Genomic DNA, 19,048 nt, shown 5'->3' on the forward strand with positions numbered 1-19,048 from the left:
AGTGAGCGATTGAGGCCAGATCGACGGATGTCGTTCAGTCCGGATCGTTGGAGGGATTCACGGCTCCCAAAAGCCCCACCCATCGGGTTCGTATCCACGATCCAGCGCGATCTTGGTGGCGCGCTCCTCCTGCTGCCAGACACCCTCCAGCGTCAGGGGAACATTGCCGATGGAGGCGGCGATCATGCCATCCTCGTGAATCTCGACCTCATATCCGAAGGTACGCAGCGCCTTGGCGCAGGCGTCGGCATCCGCAGTGTCTGTGGGCAGGAATTCCAGATCCAGCGTTACCTGCGCCCCGGTGGCCAGATCGCCGCTATCGCGCAGTTCCTTGAGGGTGACGGCGGTCACGTTTTTTTGGAATTCATAGTCCCAGCTCATGTCTCTGCCCCCTGATATTGCGCAAGGATGCGGTCGGCATCCTCCATCACCTTGCGCACATTGCGTGCGGCCTGCCGGATCCGTTGTTCGTTTTCCACCAGTCCCAGGCGGATGTAGCCCTCACCGTATTCCCCGAATCCGACGCCGGGTGATACCGCGACCTCTGCCTCACGCAGCAGGATCTTCGAGAACTCCATGGAACCCAGATGGCGGAACTTCTCGGGCACCGGCGCCCAGGCGAACATCGTCGCGGGCGGTGAGGGGATATCCATCCCCGCGCGTGCGAAGGATTCCACCAGGGTGTCGCGGCGTGAGCGGTATGTATCGCGGATTTCCCCGATACAATCGTCCGGCCCGTTCAGCGCGGCGGCGGCGGCCACCTGGATGGGGGTAAAGGCACCGTAGTCCAGATAGGACTTGATGCGCGCCAGTGCGCCGATCAACCGCTCATTGCCCACGGCGAAGCCCATGCGCCAGCCGGGCATGGCATAGGTCTTGGACAGGGACGTAAACTCGACCGCGATGTCCTTCGCGCCTTCGATCTGCAAGAGGGAGGGGGGCGGATTGTCGTCGAAGTAGATCTCGGAATAGGCCAGATCGGACAGCAGCCACAGGTGGTGCTTCTTCGCGAACTTCACCAGATCGCGGTAGAAATCGAGGTCCGTCACCTGCGCCGTCGGGTTCGAGGGGAAGCTGACGACGACCGCGACCGGTTTGGGCACCGAATGCACCACGGCCTGTTCGAGCTGGCGCAGATATGCCTCGGGCTTGAACTGACCGTCCACCAGCGTCTGGATATGGCGCAGGGTGCCGCCCGCGATCATGAAGCCGTAAGGGTGGATGGGATACGAGGGGTTGGGCACCAGCATCACATCGCCGGGGGCCGTGATCGCCATGGCAAGGTTGGCCAGGCCTTCCTTCGATCCGAGGGTGGCAATCACCTCCGTTTCGGGATCCAGCTTCACCCCGAAGCGTCGCGCGTAATAGCCGGCCTGAGCCTTGCGCAGACCCGGAATGCCCTTGGAGGAGGAGTAGCGATGCGTCCGGGGGCGGCGCACCGTCTCCACCAGTTTATCGACGATATGGCTGGGCGTATTCATGTCCGGATTGCCCATGCCGAAGTCGATGATATCCATGCCGCCTGCACGGTATTCCGCCTTGAGCCGATTGACCTCCGCGAACACGTAGGGCGGCAGGCGTTTGATGCGGTAGAATTCTTCGGTCATGGCGTGTCCGGATTTGGCATGGGGTTGAAGCTTTATGTAGCTGGCCAATGGGGAGGGCAACGACAGAATCCTGCTTTTCGAAGATTGATATCGACCGATCGTGTTTCTGCGCTATCTCGCTGGACATGAATGAGTATATTTCCGAACTGTTAAATCTGGCGGGCAGCGCCGTGGTGCTGCTTGTGGCGATCGTGGTGATTACACGAATTGTCGGCCTGCGCAGCTTTACCAAGATGTCCGGCTTCGACTTCGCGCTGACGGTTGCGACCGGCTCTATCGTGGCATCCGCATTGCTGTCACCGGATATGCCGGTGCTGCGCGGTGTGGCCGGGCTGGTAATGATCTTCGCCGTGCAATGGTCCGCGGCGCGGTTGCGTTCCTCGTTCGAGCCGGTGCGCAAGGTGATCGACAATACCCCGCTGCTGCTGATGAAGGGCCCTCATATCCTTGAGGAGAACCTGCTGGCCGCGCGAATGACACGTTCCGATCTGATCGCGAAGCTGCGAGAGGCCAACGTGCTGCATACGGGTCAGGTGCGCGCGGTCGTACTGGAAACGACCGGCGATGTCAGCGTTCTGCACGGCGACGCGGATGGCCCCGCGCTGGATTGGGATATGATGTTGGACGGGGTGCGCCGCTAGCGCGGTCGGCGGGTATAAACCAGCCCCATCGAATCGTGCAGTGACAGGGGGCCGCCGATGAAATCGGACCCGACCTGCGCGGTGCGCAACGCTACCTCCCAGCCGAAGCCCTCCAAACCCTGTATCGGCAGGCGCAGCGGATCGAACTCACCGGTTTCGCCGCCTTCCATATGGGCGACCATGAAGACCTGTTCGCCATCCGGCGCATGACGCAAGGATGTAAACAGCACGGTTCCGTCCACCGGGCGGCGGTAGTCGAATCGGTCCCTCTCACCCAGATTGTCGCGCAGCCATGGACGGTCCCGGCGGAATTCGCGCAGTTGGTGGTTGAAGTGGGTCTGGGTCGCGCTCAAACCCGCGTGGTGGCGGGCAACGTTGCAATATTCGTGCATGTCGTCCATCCACGCCCGCGCGATATCCTTCAGAGCACTGACATTGAGCGGTCGCGGGCCGTCCAGCGCCGGATCCACTTCGCTGAGCAATTTCGCGATGACGTTCAGGTCGTAATCCGTAACCTCGACCAGGGCGGGCAGGAATTCCATGAACCTTACCAGACTTTCGCGATCCTCGAAGCCCATGGCCTTGAGCCGTGGAAAGCTCTGCGGCAGGGAGTAGCTGTATTCATCGACCTGCCATTTCAGGCTGATAGCTTCCTCCGCCACGACCTTGACCCCGTATTTGTCATCCTGATTGCGGATGAACCCCCACGAGGCCCGGGCAGAGGCATTCACAAAATCCATCGGCACGCCGGGAAACGCGGCGTATGTCACCAGCTGGATGGCCGGGTTGTCATAGGCCTTGTCCAGGATCTCCATACGGGTGTGACCCAGTCGCGTGTTCACGTTCAGTTTGGTATCGACCTGGGTTCCCCGCCGCAGCGTGTCATGATTGGCGCAGCCCGAAATCCAGTTGGAGCCGTGATTGAGAATCTCCCGAATCCGCCACCATTTCGACAGCCAGAAACCGTATAGGAACGGCGTGTTGTGCGCGAATGTCAGCGGTCCCCATTGGAAGACATCGGAATCGCGCTGCCCCTCGATCACCGCGCGATAGGTGGAGGACAGTTCCCAATCCTCTTGCGGCCAGGGGCGGCCGTCCTCGAACACGAACCACGGACGATAGGACGTGCCCGCGACCTGCTGCACGATATCGGACATGGATTGCAGATATTCGTCGTCATGGCGCATCGCCTCGACCTCGGGATCCCACCACTTGAAGTCCTGCGCCCCGTCCACCCGCACGCCATCGGCACCGAAATTCACCTTGCGCCGCTGCATCTCCAGCATCAGCGCGCGCACGGTGGGGTGGCGGTAGTTCATGTTCTGGCCATACATGTTCGGCCCGGCGAACCAGTTGGAGTTCAGCACATTCGTGCCCTGATTGTCCGAATGCCCGAACACTACGTCCAGCACCAGCTTCTTGGGCCGGGGAAAGTTGTGCAGCGCGCAGGCGAAATCCAGCAATTCATCCGGGCGACCTGATTCCAGCAGCACCGGGTTGACCGTGCCCATGCCCGCGATCACCACGTCATAGCCCCAGTTCGTGGTGTCGGGCCGCGTCAGATCGACGGTCAGACTGTCGCTGCCGTGGTCCTCCTCCTCCCAAAAGGCGGGTCCGGCTTCATACACCGTGGTCGGTTCGACCGGCAGCAACTGCACGGCGTCGTAGCCTGCGAACAATTCCTCGGCCGGTTCCAGTTCAGCACCTGCGGCGACCTTCTCGGCCAGCCGCTCATACAGTGCGGTCAGCGATGCGAGCGTTCCGCCAGCGGTGGCGGTCGGGACGTGAATTTGCTGGATGTTCACGGGCGGTCCGAACTTCGCGACCTCGCCTTCGCGGCGCTGGGTCCAGTAGTCGCCATCGGTGCGGGCCGCCAGCATCCCCTCCACATCATAGAACTCGGCTGGTGCGAACGCGCCGAAGGGCAGGGACCAGGCCATCGGGTCCAGGATATGGTGCCAGTCGCCCGCCGCGTCGCGCCAGGCCAGGCGGTAGAACGTGCCGATCCGGTCACGGGTGCCCGCATCCATGCCGTCGATGCTGACGCAGGAATAATCATGAACCCGGTCCATGGCGATCCAGGTGCGCGTGAACCGGATGTTCTGTCGGGCACGGGTCAGGTCGGGCGTGCTATCCGGTTGCAGGCATTCCAGAAAGACATCGCCGGCCGGAACCCGCTGTTCCAGCAGCTCGGGCGTCCAGAAAATGACCTCCGCGTGGTCATCGCGCAGATGGGCGCCGACCCGTGGCGCGATCTGCTGTTGCACCTCGAACGCCGCATCTGTGCCGTTCAGGGTCGTTTCAAGCCAGTCGCGCAGTGCCTCGCTCGCGGTTTCGTTGCGGTCGATCATGATGCGCTCCTTGGTCCGTTTCGTTCCACAGATGGCCCGTGGGGCGGGTTGCGTCAAACGACTTTTCCGTATTTCGCCCCATAGTATCAAAGCGGTTTGAGTTGATTCTCTTGCATTGCAGCATAAACCGCGCATAACGAAGTGGTACATCCACGCCCCGGCTAACCCGGGCCTATTCCGGGAATACATACGCATGACCCAAACGTCGCAAGACCCAGATATGAAGCCGCACGGAGGTGCCCTGGAGCCGACACCCAAGTCGTCCGATCCCGCGCTTCTGGCCACCGACATCGTCAACCGCCTGACCTATCGCATCGGCAAGGATGCGACCGTGGCCACGCAGGACGATTGGCTGACGGCCGTTATACTGGTGGTGCGTGACAGGGTCGTGACGAAGTGGATGGAAAGCACGCGCGACACCTATCGGCGCGAGGGCAAGCGGGTCTATTACCTCAGCCTCGAATTCCTGATCGGGCGCCTGATGCGCGATGCCATGACCAATCTGGAACTGGTGGACGAGCTGCAGCAGGCGCTGGACGATCTGGGCGTCGATCTAGACGTGATTCGCCAGTTGGAACCGGATGCAGCACTCGGCAATGGCGGGCTTGGCCGTCTGGCGGCCTGTTTCATGGAATCGATGGCCAGCGTGGACATTCCCGCCTACGGATATGGCATCCGCTATCAGAACGGCATGTTCCGGCAGGAGATCAGCGACGGCTGGCAGGTCGAACTGCCCGAGACGTGGCTGGAGCATGGAAATCCGTGGGAGTTCGGCCGGCGCGAAAGCGCATATGATATCGGTTTCGGTGGCAGCATCGAGACCGGCGAAGGGGACGCCTGCACCTGGACCCCGGCGGAACGCTTCGTGGCCGAGGCATTCGACACCCCCATCGTCGGCTGGCAGGCCAAGCGCGTGAACACTCTGCGCCTTTGGCGGGCGGAGCCGGTGGACCCGATCCTGCTGGGCAAGTTCAACGCGGGCGACCATATCGGCGCCCTGCGCGAAAGCAACAAGGCCGAGGCGCTGAGCCGCGTGTTGTATCCCGCGGATGAGACGGAGGCCGGTCAGGAGCTGCGTCTGCGGCAGGAGTATTTTTTCTCATCCGCATCGCTTCAGGACATCCTGCGCCGGCATCTGTCGCAATTCGGGCGCATAACCTCGCTGCCCGACAAGGCGGCGATCCAGCTTAACGACACCCACCCTGCGGTCAGTGTCGCGGAACTGATGCGGCTGCTGATCGACGTTCATCACCTCGATTTCGATCTGGCATGGGACATCACGAAGCGGACCTTCGCCTATACCAACCACACCCTGCTGCCCGAGGCGCTGGAAAGCTGGCCGATCCCCCTGTTCGAGCGTCTGCTGCCGCGTCACATGCAGTTGATCTATGCGATCAACGCGCGTGTGCTGCAGGAAGCGCGCTCCGTGGGGACCTTCGAGCCTGAGCAGATCTCCGCGATGAGTCTGATCGACGAAAATGGCAGTCGCCGGGTGCGGATGGGCAACCTGGCCTTTGTCGGGGCGCATTCGATCAACGGCGTGTCCGGACTGCATACCGACCTGATGAAGCAGACCGTGTTTCGCGATCTGCATCAGCTTTACCCGCTGCGCATCAACAACAAGACGAACGGCGTGACGCCGCGCCGCTGGCTGATGCAGGTGAACCCTAAGCTCTATAATCTGGCGCGTGAGGTCGCGGGCGACGGCATCATGACGGATCTGGACCGGCTGACCGCGCTGAACGACGTGGCCGAAGACGCGCAGGTGCAACAGCGCGTTGCCGCGATCAAGGCTGAGAACAAGGCCGCCCTGTCCAATCTGATTCAGGATCGCATGGGCCTGTCCATCGACCCTGCGATGATGTTCGACATCCAGATCAAGCGTATCCACGAATACAAGCGCCAGTTGCTCAACATAGTGGAGACGGTGGCGCTCTACGATGAGATCCGCTCCCATCCGGAGCGGCCCTGGGTGCCACGGGTCAAGCTGTTCGCGGGCAAGGCGGCGGCGAGCTATCACAACGCCAAGCTGATCATCAAGCTGGCGAACGACGTGGCGAAGGTCGTCAACGCCGATCCCGCCACACGTGATGTCCTCAAGGTTGCGTTCCTGCCGAACTACAACGTCTCCCTGGCCGAGGTCATGGTCCCCGCTGCGGATCTGAGCGAGCAAATCTCCACCGCCGGGATGGAGGCGTCGGGCACCGGCAACATGAAATTCGGCCTGAACGGCGCGCTGACCATCGGTACGCTGGACGGTGCGAATGTCGAAATGCGCGAACATCTGGGCGCGGACAACATCGTTATCTTCGGCATGACCGCCAGCGAAGTCGCCCAGAAACGTGCCGACGGGTATGTCCCCGAGGAGGTCATCGCAGCCTCTCCCGAACTGGCGCAGGCCTTGAGGGCAATCGAAAGCGGGATTTTCTCACCCGATGATCCAAGCCGCTACCACGATCTGATCGGCGGCATCAGGATGAGCGACTGGTTCATGCTGGCCGCAGATTTCGACGCCTACGCTGCCGCTCAGCGTGAGGTGGACGACATCTGGCGTGACCGGTCGCGCTGGAACGCGATCTCCATCCGCAACACCGCGCGTATGGGATATTTCAGCTCTGACCGCACGATCCGCCAGTACGGACGGGAAATCTGGTCCGTGCTGCCCTGATGGGGTTTCCGGCGATCCGGTCTTGCACCCGGATCGCCGGAACCGCGAACATTCAGGCGAACCGGGGCCTGTTCCGGTTTTGCCTGTTCCGGTTTTGATTGTACCGCGCGTGGCACTAGGTGACGCTCAAAGAGACCCAAGGAGCATTCGCATGGCAGACACCCAGTTGACCGAACCCGGCGCCATTTCCGCGGTGCTTTCGGGAACACATTCCGACCTGTTCGGATTGTTGGGCGTACACCAGACCAGCGCAGGTTTCATCGCCCGCGCCTTTATCCCCGGTGCCAGGCGGGTGGAAGTTGAAATGCTCGACGGAACGGTCGTGGGGGAGCTGACCTGCCGCGATGTGCAAGGCTTTTTTGACGGGCCGGTGAGCCTGACCGAACGCCAGCCGGTTCGCTATCACGCCTCGAACAAGGAGGCGTCGTGGCGGCTGATCGACACCTATTCCTTTTCGCCGGTTCTGGGTGAGATGGACGATTATCTTTATAATGAGGGGTCACATTCTCGCCTGTTCGACCGCATGGGCGCGCAGGTGATGACGCATGAGGGCGTGGAGGGGACCAACTTCGCGGTCTGGGCGCCCAATGCCCGCCGGGTTTCCGTTGTCGGAGAATTCAACATGTGGGACGGGCGCAAGCACGCGATGCGTCTGCGTCAGAGCACCGGCGTGTGGGAGATCTTCATACCGGAAATCGGCCCCGGCACCTCGTATAAATTCGAGTTGATCGGACCCGATGGCGGGCTGCTGCCGCTGAAGGCCGACCCCTTCGCCTTCGCCGCCGAATACCGCCCCGCCACGGCCAGCATTGTGCACCGGCTGGGCAATCAGGATTGGCACGATCAGGGCCATATTGCGCATTGGGCCGGAACGGACAAGCGCCGCACACCCGTTTCGATCTATGAGGTGCATCCGGGCAGTTGGCAGCGCGCGGACGATGGCGGGTTCCTCAGCTGGGATGCGATGGCGGACCGCCTGATCCCGTATTGCGTCGAGATGGGCTTTACCCATATCGAATTCCTGCCGGTGTCCGAACATCCCTACGATCCGTCCTGGGGCTATCAGACGACAGGCCTCTACGCGCCGACTGCCCGGTTCGGTGAGCCTGACGGCTTCGCTCGGTTCATGGAGGGTGCGCACGGCGCGGGGCTTGGCGTGATCCTCGATTGGGTTCCGGCACACTTTCCCACCGATGCGCACGGGCTTGGCAATTTCGATGGCACCGCGCTGTACGAACATGCCGATCCCAAGCAGGGCTACCACCCCGACTGGAACACGCTGATCTATAATTTCGGGCGCAAGGAGGTGGAGAATTACCTCGTGAACAACGCGCTTTTCTGGGCTGAGAAATACCATGTGGACGGGCTGCGCGTGGATGCGGTGGCCTCGATGCTGTACCTTGATTACTCGCGTGAGGAGGGGGAGTGGATCCCCAACGATGAGGGCGGCAATATCAACAAGGAGGCCGTGGCCTTCGTTCGCCGAATGAATGCCGCCGTCTATGGTGCGCACCCCAACATCATGACGATCGCGGAGGAAAGCACGGCCTTTCCCGGCGTCTCTCAACCGACCAGTGCGGGGGGCCTCGGCTTCGGGTTCAAATGGAACATGGGCTGGATGCACGACACGCTGGAATACATGTCCAAGGATCCGATCCATCGCAAACATCATCACGGCGACATGATGTTCACGTTCCATTACGCCATGTCCGAGAATTTCGTGCTGCCCATCAGCCATGATGAGGTCGTGCACGGCAAGGGATCGCTGCTGGCCAAGATGCCCGGCGATACGTGGCAGAAACACGCCAATCTGCGGGCTTACTATGGTCTGATGTGGGGTTATCCGGGCAAGAAGCTGCTGTTCATGGGGCAGGAATTCGCGCAGGAGCAGGAATGGTCCGAGAGCCGCAGCCTGGACTGGTATCTCATGGATCAGCCTCTCAAGCGGGGAATGCGTGATCTGGTCCGCGATCTGAACGGCATCTACAAATCGCTGCCCGCGCTGCACGGCCGCGATAACGAGGCCGACGGCGTCGAGGTGGTGCTGGGCGACGATGCCGAAAATTCCGTCTTCGCCTGGTTACGCCACGCGCCGGGTGGCAATCCGGTGTTGGTGGTCAGCAACATGACCCCGAACGTGCATCACGATTACCGCGTTCCGGTTCCTGACCGGTTGTCGGGTCGCTGGCGTGAGGTGTTGAACACCGATGCCCCGATTTATGGCGGGTCCGGCGTAGGCAATATGGGGGCCGTCGATTCATCGGACGGTGCGGCAACCATGACGTTGCCGCCTCTGGCCACCCTGTTTTTCGAATACGAAGGCTAGATCGCGATGCAGGGGTCTTTCCGGCCCTCTGCTGGCATCCCCCGCCGTGGTAGAGTTTTCCCGGCGCGTGCATCTGCGCGCCGATCACACGCATGGGATGCGCGCGCAGAAGCGATTGAGACCGCTACATTCCGCTCGATGGAAATTAGCGGATGCGATTTGCCGACTTTGCACTAGGGTTAAAGAAAACGAAGCTACCTCGCGCGACGACGGGGGGCGCCATAACAGGAGGAAGACAATGCAAAGACAAGGACCGTTGAGCCGCGATGCTATGGCGTACGTTCTGGCCGGAGGCCGTGGATCCAGGCTGAAGGAGCTTACGGATATCCGTGCAAAACCCGCCGTCTATTTCGGCGGAAAAACCCGCATCATCGACTTCGCCTTGTCCAATGCGCTGAATTCCGGGATCCGTCGCATGGGCGTGGCGACCCAGTACAAGGCGCATTCCCTGATCCGTCACCTGCAACGCGGCTGGGGATTCCTGCGAACGGAGCGGAACGAGAGCTTCGACATCCTGCCCGCCTCGCAACGCACCTCGGACAGCTGGTACGAGGGGACGGCCGATGCCGTGTTCCAGAACATCGACATTATCGAGGATTACGCCCCGCTATACATGGTGATCCTGGCGGGCGACCATATCTACAAGATGGACTACGAGATCATGCTGCAACAGCACGTGAACTCCGGCGCGGACGTCACGGTTGGCTGTCTGGAGGTTCCGCGTTCTGAGGCCAGCGGCTTCGGCGTCATGCATGTGGATGAGACGGACCGCATCACCGATTTCGTGGAAAAACCCTCCGACCCGCCCGCGATCCCGGGTCAGCCCGACATGGCGCTGGCCTCGATGGGGATCTACGTCTTTACCACGTCGTTCCTGATGGAAGAATTGCGCCGCGACGCGGAGACGCCCGGTTCGAACCGCGATTTCGGTGGCGACATCATTCCCCATATCGTCAAGCACGGCCACGCGCAGGCGCACCGGTTCAGCCAATCCTGTGTACGCTCCTCGTCCGAGGCAACGTCCTATTGGAAGGATGTCGGCACCGTGGATGCCTACTGGCAAGCCAATGTCGATCTGACAACCACGGTGCCGGAACTGGACCTGTACGACCGTGATTGGCCGATCTGGACCTATGCGGAAACGTTGCCGCCCGCGAAATTCGTGCACAACGAGGAAGGCCGGCGCGGTTACGCGGTGCAATCGCTTGTCGCAGGGGATTGCATCATCTCGGGGACGGAGATGTCGAATTCGCTATGCTTTACCGGTGTGCGCACCAATTCCTTCTCCCGTCTCGATCAGGCGGTAATCCTGCCCGGGTGCGAGATCGGCCGTCATGCGAAGCTGACCAAGGTCGTGCTGGATCGCGGGGTGCGCATCCCCGACGGCATGATCGTGGGCGAGGATCCTGAACTGGACGCCCGCCGGTTCCGGCGCACGGATAGCGGGGTCGTGCTCATCACGCAAAAGATGATCGACGCGTTGGAAGGCTGAACGATGAAGGTCCTGTCCGTCGCGTCGGAAGTTTATCCTCTCATCAAGACCGGTGGACTGGCCGATGTGGCGGGCGCCTTGCCCGCCGCGCTGGTCGGCGCCGGGGTCGAGATGCGCACGCTGGTGCCCGGCTATCCCAAGGTGATGGCCGCGCTGGGCAGGACCAAGACCGTGATGAAGGTCGATGGCGGTCAGGTGCGCCACGCAACGCAGGACGGGCTGTCGCTATACGTGCTGGACATTCCGGCACTGTTCGACCGTGAAGGCGGGCCGTATGGCGATGCCTCTGGCCGCGACTGGGACGACAACGCCCGGCGGTTCGCAACCTTTGCGCATGTCGCCGCCCGCATCGCGCGGGGTGAGGCCGGGTGGCAACCCGATGTCGTGCACGCGCATGACTGGCAGGCGGCGCTGGTGCCGGTGCATCTGCGCTTCGGCGGGGGGCCGCCCAGTGTTCTGACGATCCACAATATCGCGTTTCAGGGCCGGTTCGGCGGACAGGTCTTTGGCGAACTGGGCCTGCCCGATTCCGCATGGTCCGTCGATGGAGTCGAATATTACGGCGATGTCAGCTTCCTCAAGGGGGGGCTGGTCACCGCGGATGTCATCACCACCGTCAGTCCGACTTACGCGCGGGAAATCCTGACCCCGCATTTCGGTATGGGCATGGAGGGCGTGATCGCACCCCGCGCCCATCTGGTGCGCGGCATCGTCAACGGCATCGACACTGACGTGTGGAACCCCGAAACGGACGACGCTCTTGCCCGCAACTATACGGCCCGCACGCTGGCACGCAGGCGGGTGAATCGCCAGGCGCTGAACGATGAGTTCGGCCTGACGCCCGGCGGTCCGCTGTTCTGCGTGATCTCTCGCCTGACCTGGCAAAAGGGGCTCGACCTGCTGGCGGACAATATCGACCACCTCGTGGGCTTGGGCGGCAAGCTGATGGTGCTGGGTACGGGGGAACCGGGGCTGGAGGATGCGTTTCGCAAGGCGGCGCGGCGGCATCCCGGTCATGTGGCGACCCATATCGGCTTCGATGAGAAGCTGAGCCACCGTGTTCAGGCGGGGTCCGACGCGATCCTGCTGCCGTCGCGGTTCGAGCCTTGCGGGCTGACGCAGCTATACGCCCTGCGCTATGGCTGCCTGCCGGTTGTGGCGCGCACGGGTGGTTTGGCCGACACCGTGATTCATGCAAACGGTGCGGCCCGTCGCGCAGCGGTTGCAACCGGCTTCGTTCACGATACCGACAGCGGCCCCGCGCTGGGGGATGCGATCACAGATGCGGTGGCGTTGTACGGCACGCCAGAATGGGGTGTGATGCAGCGCAACGCCATGCGTGCGGATGTAAGCTGGAACGCCTCGGCCGAAGAGTATGCCGCCCTCTACAAAACCATTGCGCTCTGACACGACCTTGCCAATTGTGCATTGCACCATAGGTGTCATCGCGGCAGTGCCGAATCGGTGCGCGCCTTTTAGGAGATGACATGCAGGACGACCTTCGCCCCGGCGCGACGCTGACCGACACCGGCGCACGCTTTACCGTCTATGCGCCTCGCGCGGATCATATGTGGCTGTGCACGGCCGGCGATCAGGTCGAGGATCGGCAGGAGATGCTGCGATCCCTCGAACATGAGGGCTGGTGGCAATTGGAGGTCGAGGGCCTGGGCGACGGCACGCGGTACGGCTACCGCGCCGAAGGGGCCTACGACCCCGAGGCTGGCACATGGTTCGACTTCTCGAAGTTGTTGGTGGACCCTTGGGCGGTGGAACTGGACCGGCCCTATTCCTATGACCCCTCAATGGGGATCGAGGGGATGGATACCGGCGAACGCACGCCCTATTCGATCCTGCGCGCCCCGATGGAACCGTTGGACTTCGCCCCGCTGTTCCAGCCCGGTGGCCTGATCTATGAGACCAACGTCAAGGGCTACACCGCCACCCATCCCGACGTGCCCGAGGATATTCGCGGCACCGTTGCGGCGCTGGCGCATCCGTCCATTATCGACCACCTCAAGGCGATGCATATCGACGCGATCGAATTGATGCCGATCACGGCCTGGATAGATGAGCGGCACCTTGGTCCGCTCGGCCTCAGCAACTTCTGGGGTTACAATCCGGTGACATTCATGGCGCTGGACCCGCGCCTTTGTCCCGGTGGTGTGGCGGAACTGCGCGAAACGGTGTCGAAACTGCGTGAGGCAGGCATCGGCGTTCTGCTCGATCTGGTGTTCAACCATACGGGTGAGGGCGACAATGGCGGCCCGACCGTCAGCTTCCGCGGCCTCGCGAATGAGGAATATTACCGCCATATCGATGGCGTGATGATCAACGACAGCGGGTGCGGCAACACCGTCGCCTGTGACCACCCGGTCATACGCCGGATGATTGTGGACAGCCTGCGCCACTTCCTGACCCAGACCGGCATCGATGGCTTCCGCTTCGATCTGGGGCCGATTCTGGGCCGCACGGCCGAGGGCTACGATCCGCAGGCGCAGACCCTGCGCGCCATGATCGACGATCCGGTGATCGGCAAGTCCGTCCTGATCGCGGAGCCGTGGGACATAGGGCCGGGCGGTTATCAGGTGGGCAACTTCCCCGATCCGTTCCTGGAATGGTCCGACCGCTACCGCGACGATCTGCGGGCGTTCTGGCAGGGGCAGCCGCACAAGATGGGCGTGCTGGCGACGCGCATGGCCGGATCCTCCGACACGTTTCCGGGGGATAGGACGCGGGTGGTCAACTTCATCGCCGCCCATGACGGCTATACGTTGTGGGACACCACCGCCTATGTCGAGAAACACAACGCCGCAAACGGTGAGGATAACCGCGACGGCCACAACGATAACCTCAGTTGGAACAACGGGGTCGAGGGCGTGACCGACGACGAGGCGGTGAATGCCGCCCGCCGCCGCGACGTGGCCGCGATGATCGGCACGCTGCTGGCCAGTCGGGGCAGCGTCATGCTGACCGCCGGGGATGAGTTCGGCCGCACGCAGGGCGGCAACAACAACGCCTATTGTCAGGACAACGAAATCGGCTGGGTGGACTGGCAGGGGCTGGACCCCGAGCTTCTGGCCCAGTCGCAGGCCTATGCCCATGCGCGGGCCGAAACCCCTGAACTGCGCGACGTCGCGCGCCTGTCGGATGACGAGGTGGACTGGTGCCGCCCCGATGGCAGCCCCAAGCAGGATGAGGATTGGCACGACGCCCGCGCGATGCGCAAGGCGATGGAAACCGTCATCATCGACGTGAACGGTGCCGATGCGCCCATCACCTTCACCCCGCCTGAGGGGGACTGGCGCTCGCTCAATGGCTGGAACGGTGAGATGCCGGCGCGCAGTGTCGATTACTGGATCAAGGACGAGACATGACCGACAACGACTGGTGGCGCGGTGCCACGATCTATCAGATTTATCCACGCTCCTATCAGGACACGACCGGCGACGGCATCGGTGATTTCAAGGGGATCACCCGGCGGCTCGATCATATCGCGGCGCTGGGGGTGGATGCGATCTGGATCAGCCCGTTCAACCGATCCCCGATGAAGGATTTCGGCTACGATGTCAGCGATTACCGCGACGTGGACCCGATGTTCGGCACTCTGGATGATTTCGATGCGCTGATCGCGCGTGCGCACGAACTGGGGCTGAAGGTGACGATGGACATGGTGATGTCCCATTGCTCGGATCAGCACGAGTGGTTCCGGGAAAGCCGCCAGTCGCGCGACAATCCCAAGGCCGACTGGTTCATCTGGGCCGATGCGTTGGAGGACGGCTCCGCGCCGACCAACTGGCTCAGCGTTTTTGGCGGGCCAAGCTGGGAATGGGACAGCGTGCGCAGGCAGTACTACCTGCACAACTTCCTCGCCAGTCAGCCCGACCTGAACTACCACAACCCCGACGTTCAGGACGCGATGCTGGGGGAGATCCGGTTCTGGCTGGATCGCGGCGTGGATGGCTTCCGCTTCGATGCGTGCAACTATCATTTCCACGACAACCAGTTGCGCAACAACCCTCCGGCACAGCGAGGCAGCGGCTCCAGCTTCATCGAGGCGTCCAACCCCTATTCCTTTCAGGATCACCTCTACGACAAGTCGCAGCCGGAAAACCTGGCCTTCCTGCAACGGGTCCGCGCCCTGCTGGATGAATACGATGCCCGCACCTCGGTGGGCGAGGTGGGGGATGAGCATCGCAGCTATGACACGGTCGCCGCCTATACGCGCGACGGTCGCCTGCACATGGCCTATACGTTCGATTTGCTGGCGGATCAGTTTACCGCCGGGTTCATTCGCCAGACGATCGAGCGGATCGGGGACAAGGTCTCGGATGGCTGGGTGTGCCACTCTTTCTCGAACCATGATGTGACGCGCCATGTCACCCGCTGGGCCGAGCCGGGCGACGACCGGCAGAGGCTCGCCAAGTTCTGCATTTCGCTTCTGACCTCGCTGCGTGGCTCGATCTGCCTGTATCAGGGTGAGGAACTGGGCCTGCCCGAGGCCGACGTGGCCTATGAGGATCTGACCGACCCTTATGGCATTCGTTTCTGGCCCGGTTTCAAGGGGCGTGACGGCTGCCGCACCCCCATGGTGTGGGAGGGCGACCGGCCTTTCGGCGGCTTTTCCGAGACGAATGCGGACAAGCCGTGGCTGCCCGTCCCGCAGGAGCACATTGAACTGGCTGTCGATCAGCAAGGCGACGGCAGCGTGCTGGCCCATTACCGTGATGCCATCGCCGCGCGACAGGGCGATCCGGCTCTGGTCAAGGGGGATGTCGCGTTCATCGACGGATTACCGCACGATGTGCTGGCGTTCACCCGCGAGCATGAGGGCACCCGCCGGACGTGCGTGTTCAACTTCGCGCGTGAGGAACGGCGGATCGCCATGTCACTGGACGACATCGCGGATTTCCCCGCCGCGCGTGACCTGCTGGCAAAGCAGGCGGGCGGTGAGTTGATCCTGCCGCCGCTCGGCTTCGCAATGACGGCCTAGGGGCTCGCCCAGTGGGCGCAGGTTTTCGAGGTTCTCCAGACTTCCCGCCGATGGCGCCTTACGCGCCCTCGGTTCTGGGAAGGCGGCGCTCTCACTCCGTCGGGTCGAACACGTCCAGCATCTCGATGGTGATGGCACCCGATATGATGATCCCGCAGATGATCGCGGACAGGATGCTGGCCACGAGGGTGGTGATGATCAGCTTGCGTTTCATGTGCGGATGGGCGGGCGCGCCCTCGGGCGTTCCGGGCACGACGCGGCCATCCTCCGCCTGACTGACCTCACCGATGGGCAGCACGATGAACAGGGTCAGAAACCACAGAACCGCGAATACCACGATGATGGAGGTGATGGTCATGCCTGCTCCAACTCGACCAGGGTGCCGGTGAAATCCTTGGGGTGCAGGAACAGCACGGGTTTGCCGTGGGCACCGATCTTCGGTTCACCACTGCCCAGCACCCGCGCGCCGCTGTCCCGCAATTTGTCGCGTGCGGCGATGATGTCGTCCACCTCGTAGCAAATATGGTGAATCCCGCCCGAAGGATTCTTGTCGAGGAAACCCTGAATGGGCGACCCCTCACCCAGCGGATGCAGCAGCTCGATCTTGGTATTGGGCAGCGTGATGAAGACCACGGTCACACCGTGATCCGGCTCATCCTGCGGCGCACCGACATCCGCGCCCAGCGTATCGCGGTATTGCGCGACGGCGGCGTCCAGGTCGGGCACTGCGATTGCAACGTGATTGAGGCGTCCGATCATATTCGTCTCCTGATGGTTTGCCTGACTTCTAGTCCAACCCGCGCGCGGGGGGAAGCGGGACGCGAGGTCGCGGTCAATCCTCCTCACCCCGCCCGGCAATGCTGAGCGGGGCGGCCTCCAGTCCCTGCTGACGGCACCAGTGCACCAGCGCCTCCTCCGCGCCATGGGTCACCCAGATGGTCTGGGCCTTGACCTCGGTCACGGTGCGGCACAGCGCGTCCCAATCGCAATGGTCCGACACGATCAACGGCAGTTCGACGCGCCGTTGCCGCGCACGGGCGCGAACCTGCATCCAGCCGGACACGCCGACCGGCAGGGCATCGGGAAGCCGGCGCGCCCAGCGATCCTGAATGGCACCGGGCGGGGCGAGGACGATTTGACCGCGCAATTCTGCCTTCTCCACCTCCATCACCTGTTTCCACGGGCCCAGGGGCACGCCCAGCGTCTCGTATAACTGCGTCAGCTTGAGCAGCGCGCCATGCAGATAGACAGGGCGGTCATAGCCGCGTGCCCGCAGTTCCGCCATGATGCGCTGCGCCTTGCCCAGCGCATAGACCCCCAGCACATGCGCCCGCTGCGGGAACGCGGCGAGAGAGGCGAGCAACCGGTCCAGTTCCCCTTGCAGGGGCGGATGGCGGAACACCGGAAGGCCGAATGTCGCCTCGGTCACGAACAGGTCGCATTCTACCGGCTCGAACGGGGCGCAGGTCGGGTCCGCCGCGCGTTTGTAATCGCCAGAGACGACGACACGCGCGCCACCGGTTTCCAGCACGATCTGCGCGGAGCCGAGCACATGCCCCGCAGGCACGAAGCGCACTTCGACATCACCGATGCGAATGGTTTGCCCGACCGGGGCCTCCTGAAAATTCTCGAATGCCTGCTCGCCATAGCGGGTGCGGGCGATCGCGACGGTTTCGGGTGTGGCCAGCAGGGATCGCGCACCGGGCGCGCAATGATCGCCATGCCCGTGCGTGACCAGCGCACGGTCCACAGGGCGGGAGGGGTCGATGTAGAAATCTCCGGCGGGGCAATACAGCCCGTCGGGCCGGACCTGCAAGACGTCGTGCGGCTTCATCGCGCCCTCTCTTTCAGGACAGAACGATAGGGCGGCGCGGGCGCAAGGCGAGGGGGATCAGATGCCGCGGCGCAGGCGTTCGCGCAGTACGGTCTTGACCAGTTCCAGCTCACCGCGCAGCAGGGCGACCTCTGCCAGCAATATCTCGTCCGCGCCCTTGCCGATGATGACGGGCAGCGCGGCCAGAGGAGTTTCCTCGCCCTGCTTGCGCAGAAATATCACGCTGACACCGCTGGACACGACCTCGACCGGCAGCGGATGCTCGATTTCGACATATCCCGGCATCGTCTCGACCGGTCGGGGCACGGGGCGGGCGATGACCGTGCCGTCCAGAACCAGTTCCAGCGGAACGAAGCCGCCCGCCTTTACCTGGGCGTGCACCACACCATTGTCGATCCAGAAGCGGTCTTCGGTCTGCGGGGTCATGACATCCTCGATAGGGTTAGAGCGACAGGCGCGGACGGCGAGAGATGACCAGATCGCGCACCACCACCCGGTTCAGCGGGCGCGTGTTGAAGATGAGGTCGATCCAGATCTCGCGCGCCCGTGTCGGGTCGAAGGCAGTATAATGCACGTCGAATTCCAGCACGTCCCCTTGATTGCGCAGATCCAGCTGCCGCACCACCTGTTCCGTATTCGGACCATGCACCAGATTGAGCCGTGCGAACACATCGCAGCGCTGTTCCAGTTCGATGGTGTAGTCCAGTCGGATCAAGTCCTCACGCGCGATCTTGGCCATCTGCTCCGACGGCAGGGCCAGGGCCAGCGACATGAAACTGCCCTGAGTGTTCCAGATATCCAGAGCAAAGTCGTGATGCCCCTCGTCGCGCTGTATCTGGCGCGTCACGATGCGGGGTGGGTTCATGTCGTGGTGCAGGCTGACATCCGCGGCCAGTTGCGCCCCGCTCGGCGGGCTGACATGCCCGCCGGGGGTCTGGCGTATGGCCAGGATGCTGGGACGATGCAGGATTTCTGCGTCGTCGGGCATGCCGGTGGGGCGTTGCGATCTGCTGGCCAGACGCACGCCGCCGTCCATCTCGATCTCACGCGCGATCCGGCCCAGTTTTCGCGCTTGCCGTGTCCACCGGGTGGCCAGATCGTTATGTGCTGTCATGATGCGTCTGTGACGACGGCGCATG

The 19,048-nt window shown here is 62.7% G+C and carries 15 protein-coding genes; 7 read left to right on the forward strand and 8 right to left on the reverse strand.

Going from position 1 to position 19,048, the window contains the following annotated elements:
- Positions 1-57 precede the first annotated feature (57 nt).
- Both G8E03_RS06390 and G8E03_RS06395 read right to left on the reverse strand, forming a co-directional pair.
- Positions 58-381 carry a ribonuclease E inhibitor RraB gene (locus tag G8E03_RS06390; protein WP_166189893.1) on the reverse strand — a complete coding sequence of 108 codons (324 nt, stop codon included), beginning with the start codon at positions 379-381 and terminating at the stop codon, positions 58-60.
- A complete protein-coding gene (locus G8E03_RS06395) occupies positions 378-1,607 on the reverse strand; it encodes an LL-diaminopimelate aminotransferase (protein ID WP_166189895.1) in 1,230 nt (409 codons plus the stop codon). Before G8E03_RS06395 ends, G8E03_RS06390 begins: the two co-directional genes overlap by 4 nt.
- A 125-nt stretch (positions 1,608-1,732) precedes the next feature.
- On the opposite strand from G8E03_RS06395, the gene G8E03_RS06400 reads away from it, so the two are divergent.
- Positions 1,733-2,248, forward strand: a complete 516-nt coding sequence (locus G8E03_RS06400) for a DUF421 domain-containing protein (protein WP_166189897.1) — start codon at positions 1,733-1,735, stop codon at positions 2,246-2,248.
- Here G8E03_RS06400 and gghA read toward each other — a convergent pair.
- On the reverse strand, positions 2,245-4,599 hold the full coding sequence (gene gghA / locus G8E03_RS06405) for a glucosylglycerol hydrolase (protein WP_166189899.1): 2,355 nt from the start codon (positions 4,597-4,599) through the stop codon (positions 2,245-2,247). The two genes, G8E03_RS06400 and gghA, sit on opposite strands and share 4 nt — an antisense overlap.
- Before the next feature lie 220 nt (positions 4,600-4,819).
- Here gghA and G8E03_RS06410 point away from each other — a divergent pair, with 220 nt between their 5' ends.
- From G8E03_RS06410 to G8E03_RS06435, 6 genes are all read left to right on the forward strand, one after another.
- Positions 4,820-7,267 carry a glycogen/starch/alpha-glucan phosphorylase gene (locus G8E03_RS06410; protein WP_166189902.1) on the forward strand — a complete coding sequence of 816 codons (2,448 nt, stop codon included), beginning with the start codon at positions 4,820-4,822 and terminating at the stop codon, positions 7,265-7,267.
- 151 nt (positions 7,268-7,418) lie between these two features.
- Positions 7,419-9,593: a 1,4-alpha-glucan branching protein GlgB gene (glgB, locus tag G8E03_RS06415; protein WP_166189904.1), complete on the forward strand. Its 2,175-nt coding sequence runs from the start codon at positions 7,419-7,421 to the stop codon at positions 9,591-9,593.
- A gap of 238 nt (positions 9,594-9,831) precedes the next feature.
- Entirely contained in the window at positions 9,832-11,085 is a 1,254-nt protein-coding gene (gene glgC, locus G8E03_RS06420; protein ID WP_166189907.1) for a glucose-1-phosphate adenylyltransferase, read from the forward strand.
- 3 nt (positions 11,086-11,088) lie between these two features.
- A complete protein-coding gene (gene glgA / locus G8E03_RS06425; protein WP_166189909.1) occupies positions 11,089-12,492 on the forward strand; it encodes a glycogen synthase GlgA in 1,404 nt (467 codons plus the stop codon).
- A gap of 80 nt (positions 12,493-12,572) precedes the next feature.
- Complete coding sequence (glgX, locus tag G8E03_RS06430) at positions 12,573-14,459, forward strand: glycogen debranching protein GlgX (protein WP_166189911.1); 1,887 nt, start codon at positions 12,573-12,575, stop codon at positions 14,457-14,459.
- Positions 14,456-16,075 (forward strand): alpha-glucosidase, encoded by a 1,620-nt coding sequence (locus G8E03_RS06435; RefSeq protein ID WP_166189913.1) that lies wholly within the window; start codon positions 14,456-14,458, stop codon positions 16,073-16,075. Before glgX ends, G8E03_RS06435 begins: the two co-directional genes overlap by 4 nt.
- A 91-nt stretch (positions 16,076-16,166) precedes the next feature.
- Here the strand turns inward: G8E03_RS06435 and G8E03_RS06440 are convergent, their stop codons facing one another.
- The 5 genes from G8E03_RS06440 to G8E03_RS06460 form a co-directional block, all read right to left on the reverse strand.
- Positions 16,167-16,433, reverse strand: coding sequence for a DUF1467 family protein (locus tag G8E03_RS06440; protein ID WP_166189915.1), 267 nt, complete (start codon positions 16,431-16,433; stop codon positions 16,167-16,169).
- Positions 16,430-16,834, reverse strand: coding sequence for a methylmalonyl-CoA epimerase (gene mce / locus G8E03_RS06445; protein WP_166189917.1), 405 nt, complete (start codon positions 16,832-16,834; stop codon positions 16,430-16,432). Before mce ends, G8E03_RS06440 begins: the two co-directional genes overlap by 4 nt.
- Positions 16,835-16,907: 73 nt before the next feature.
- Entirely contained in the window at positions 16,908-17,909 is a 1,002-nt protein-coding gene (locus tag G8E03_RS06450) for a ligase-associated DNA damage response exonuclease (RefSeq protein ID WP_166189919.1), read from the reverse strand.
- Positions 17,910-17,966: 57 nt separating this feature from the next.
- Complete coding sequence (locus G8E03_RS06455; RefSeq protein ID WP_166189921.1) at positions 17,967-18,335, reverse strand: hypothetical protein; 369 nt, start codon at positions 18,333-18,335, stop codon at positions 17,967-17,969.
- Between the two features lie 16 nt (positions 18,336-18,351).
- On the reverse strand, positions 18,352-19,047 hold the full coding sequence (locus G8E03_RS06460) for a DUF6478 family protein (RefSeq protein WP_240910451.1): 696 nt from the start codon (positions 19,045-19,047) through the stop codon (positions 18,352-18,354).
- Between the last annotated feature and the right edge of the window lies 1 nt (position 19,048).

The sequence above is a fragment of the Pontivivens nitratireducens genome (genome assembly GCF_011290545.1).
Classification (GTDB): domain Bacteria; phylum Pseudomonadota; class Alphaproteobacteria; order Rhodobacterales; family Rhodobacteraceae; genus Pontivivens; species Pontivivens nitratireducens.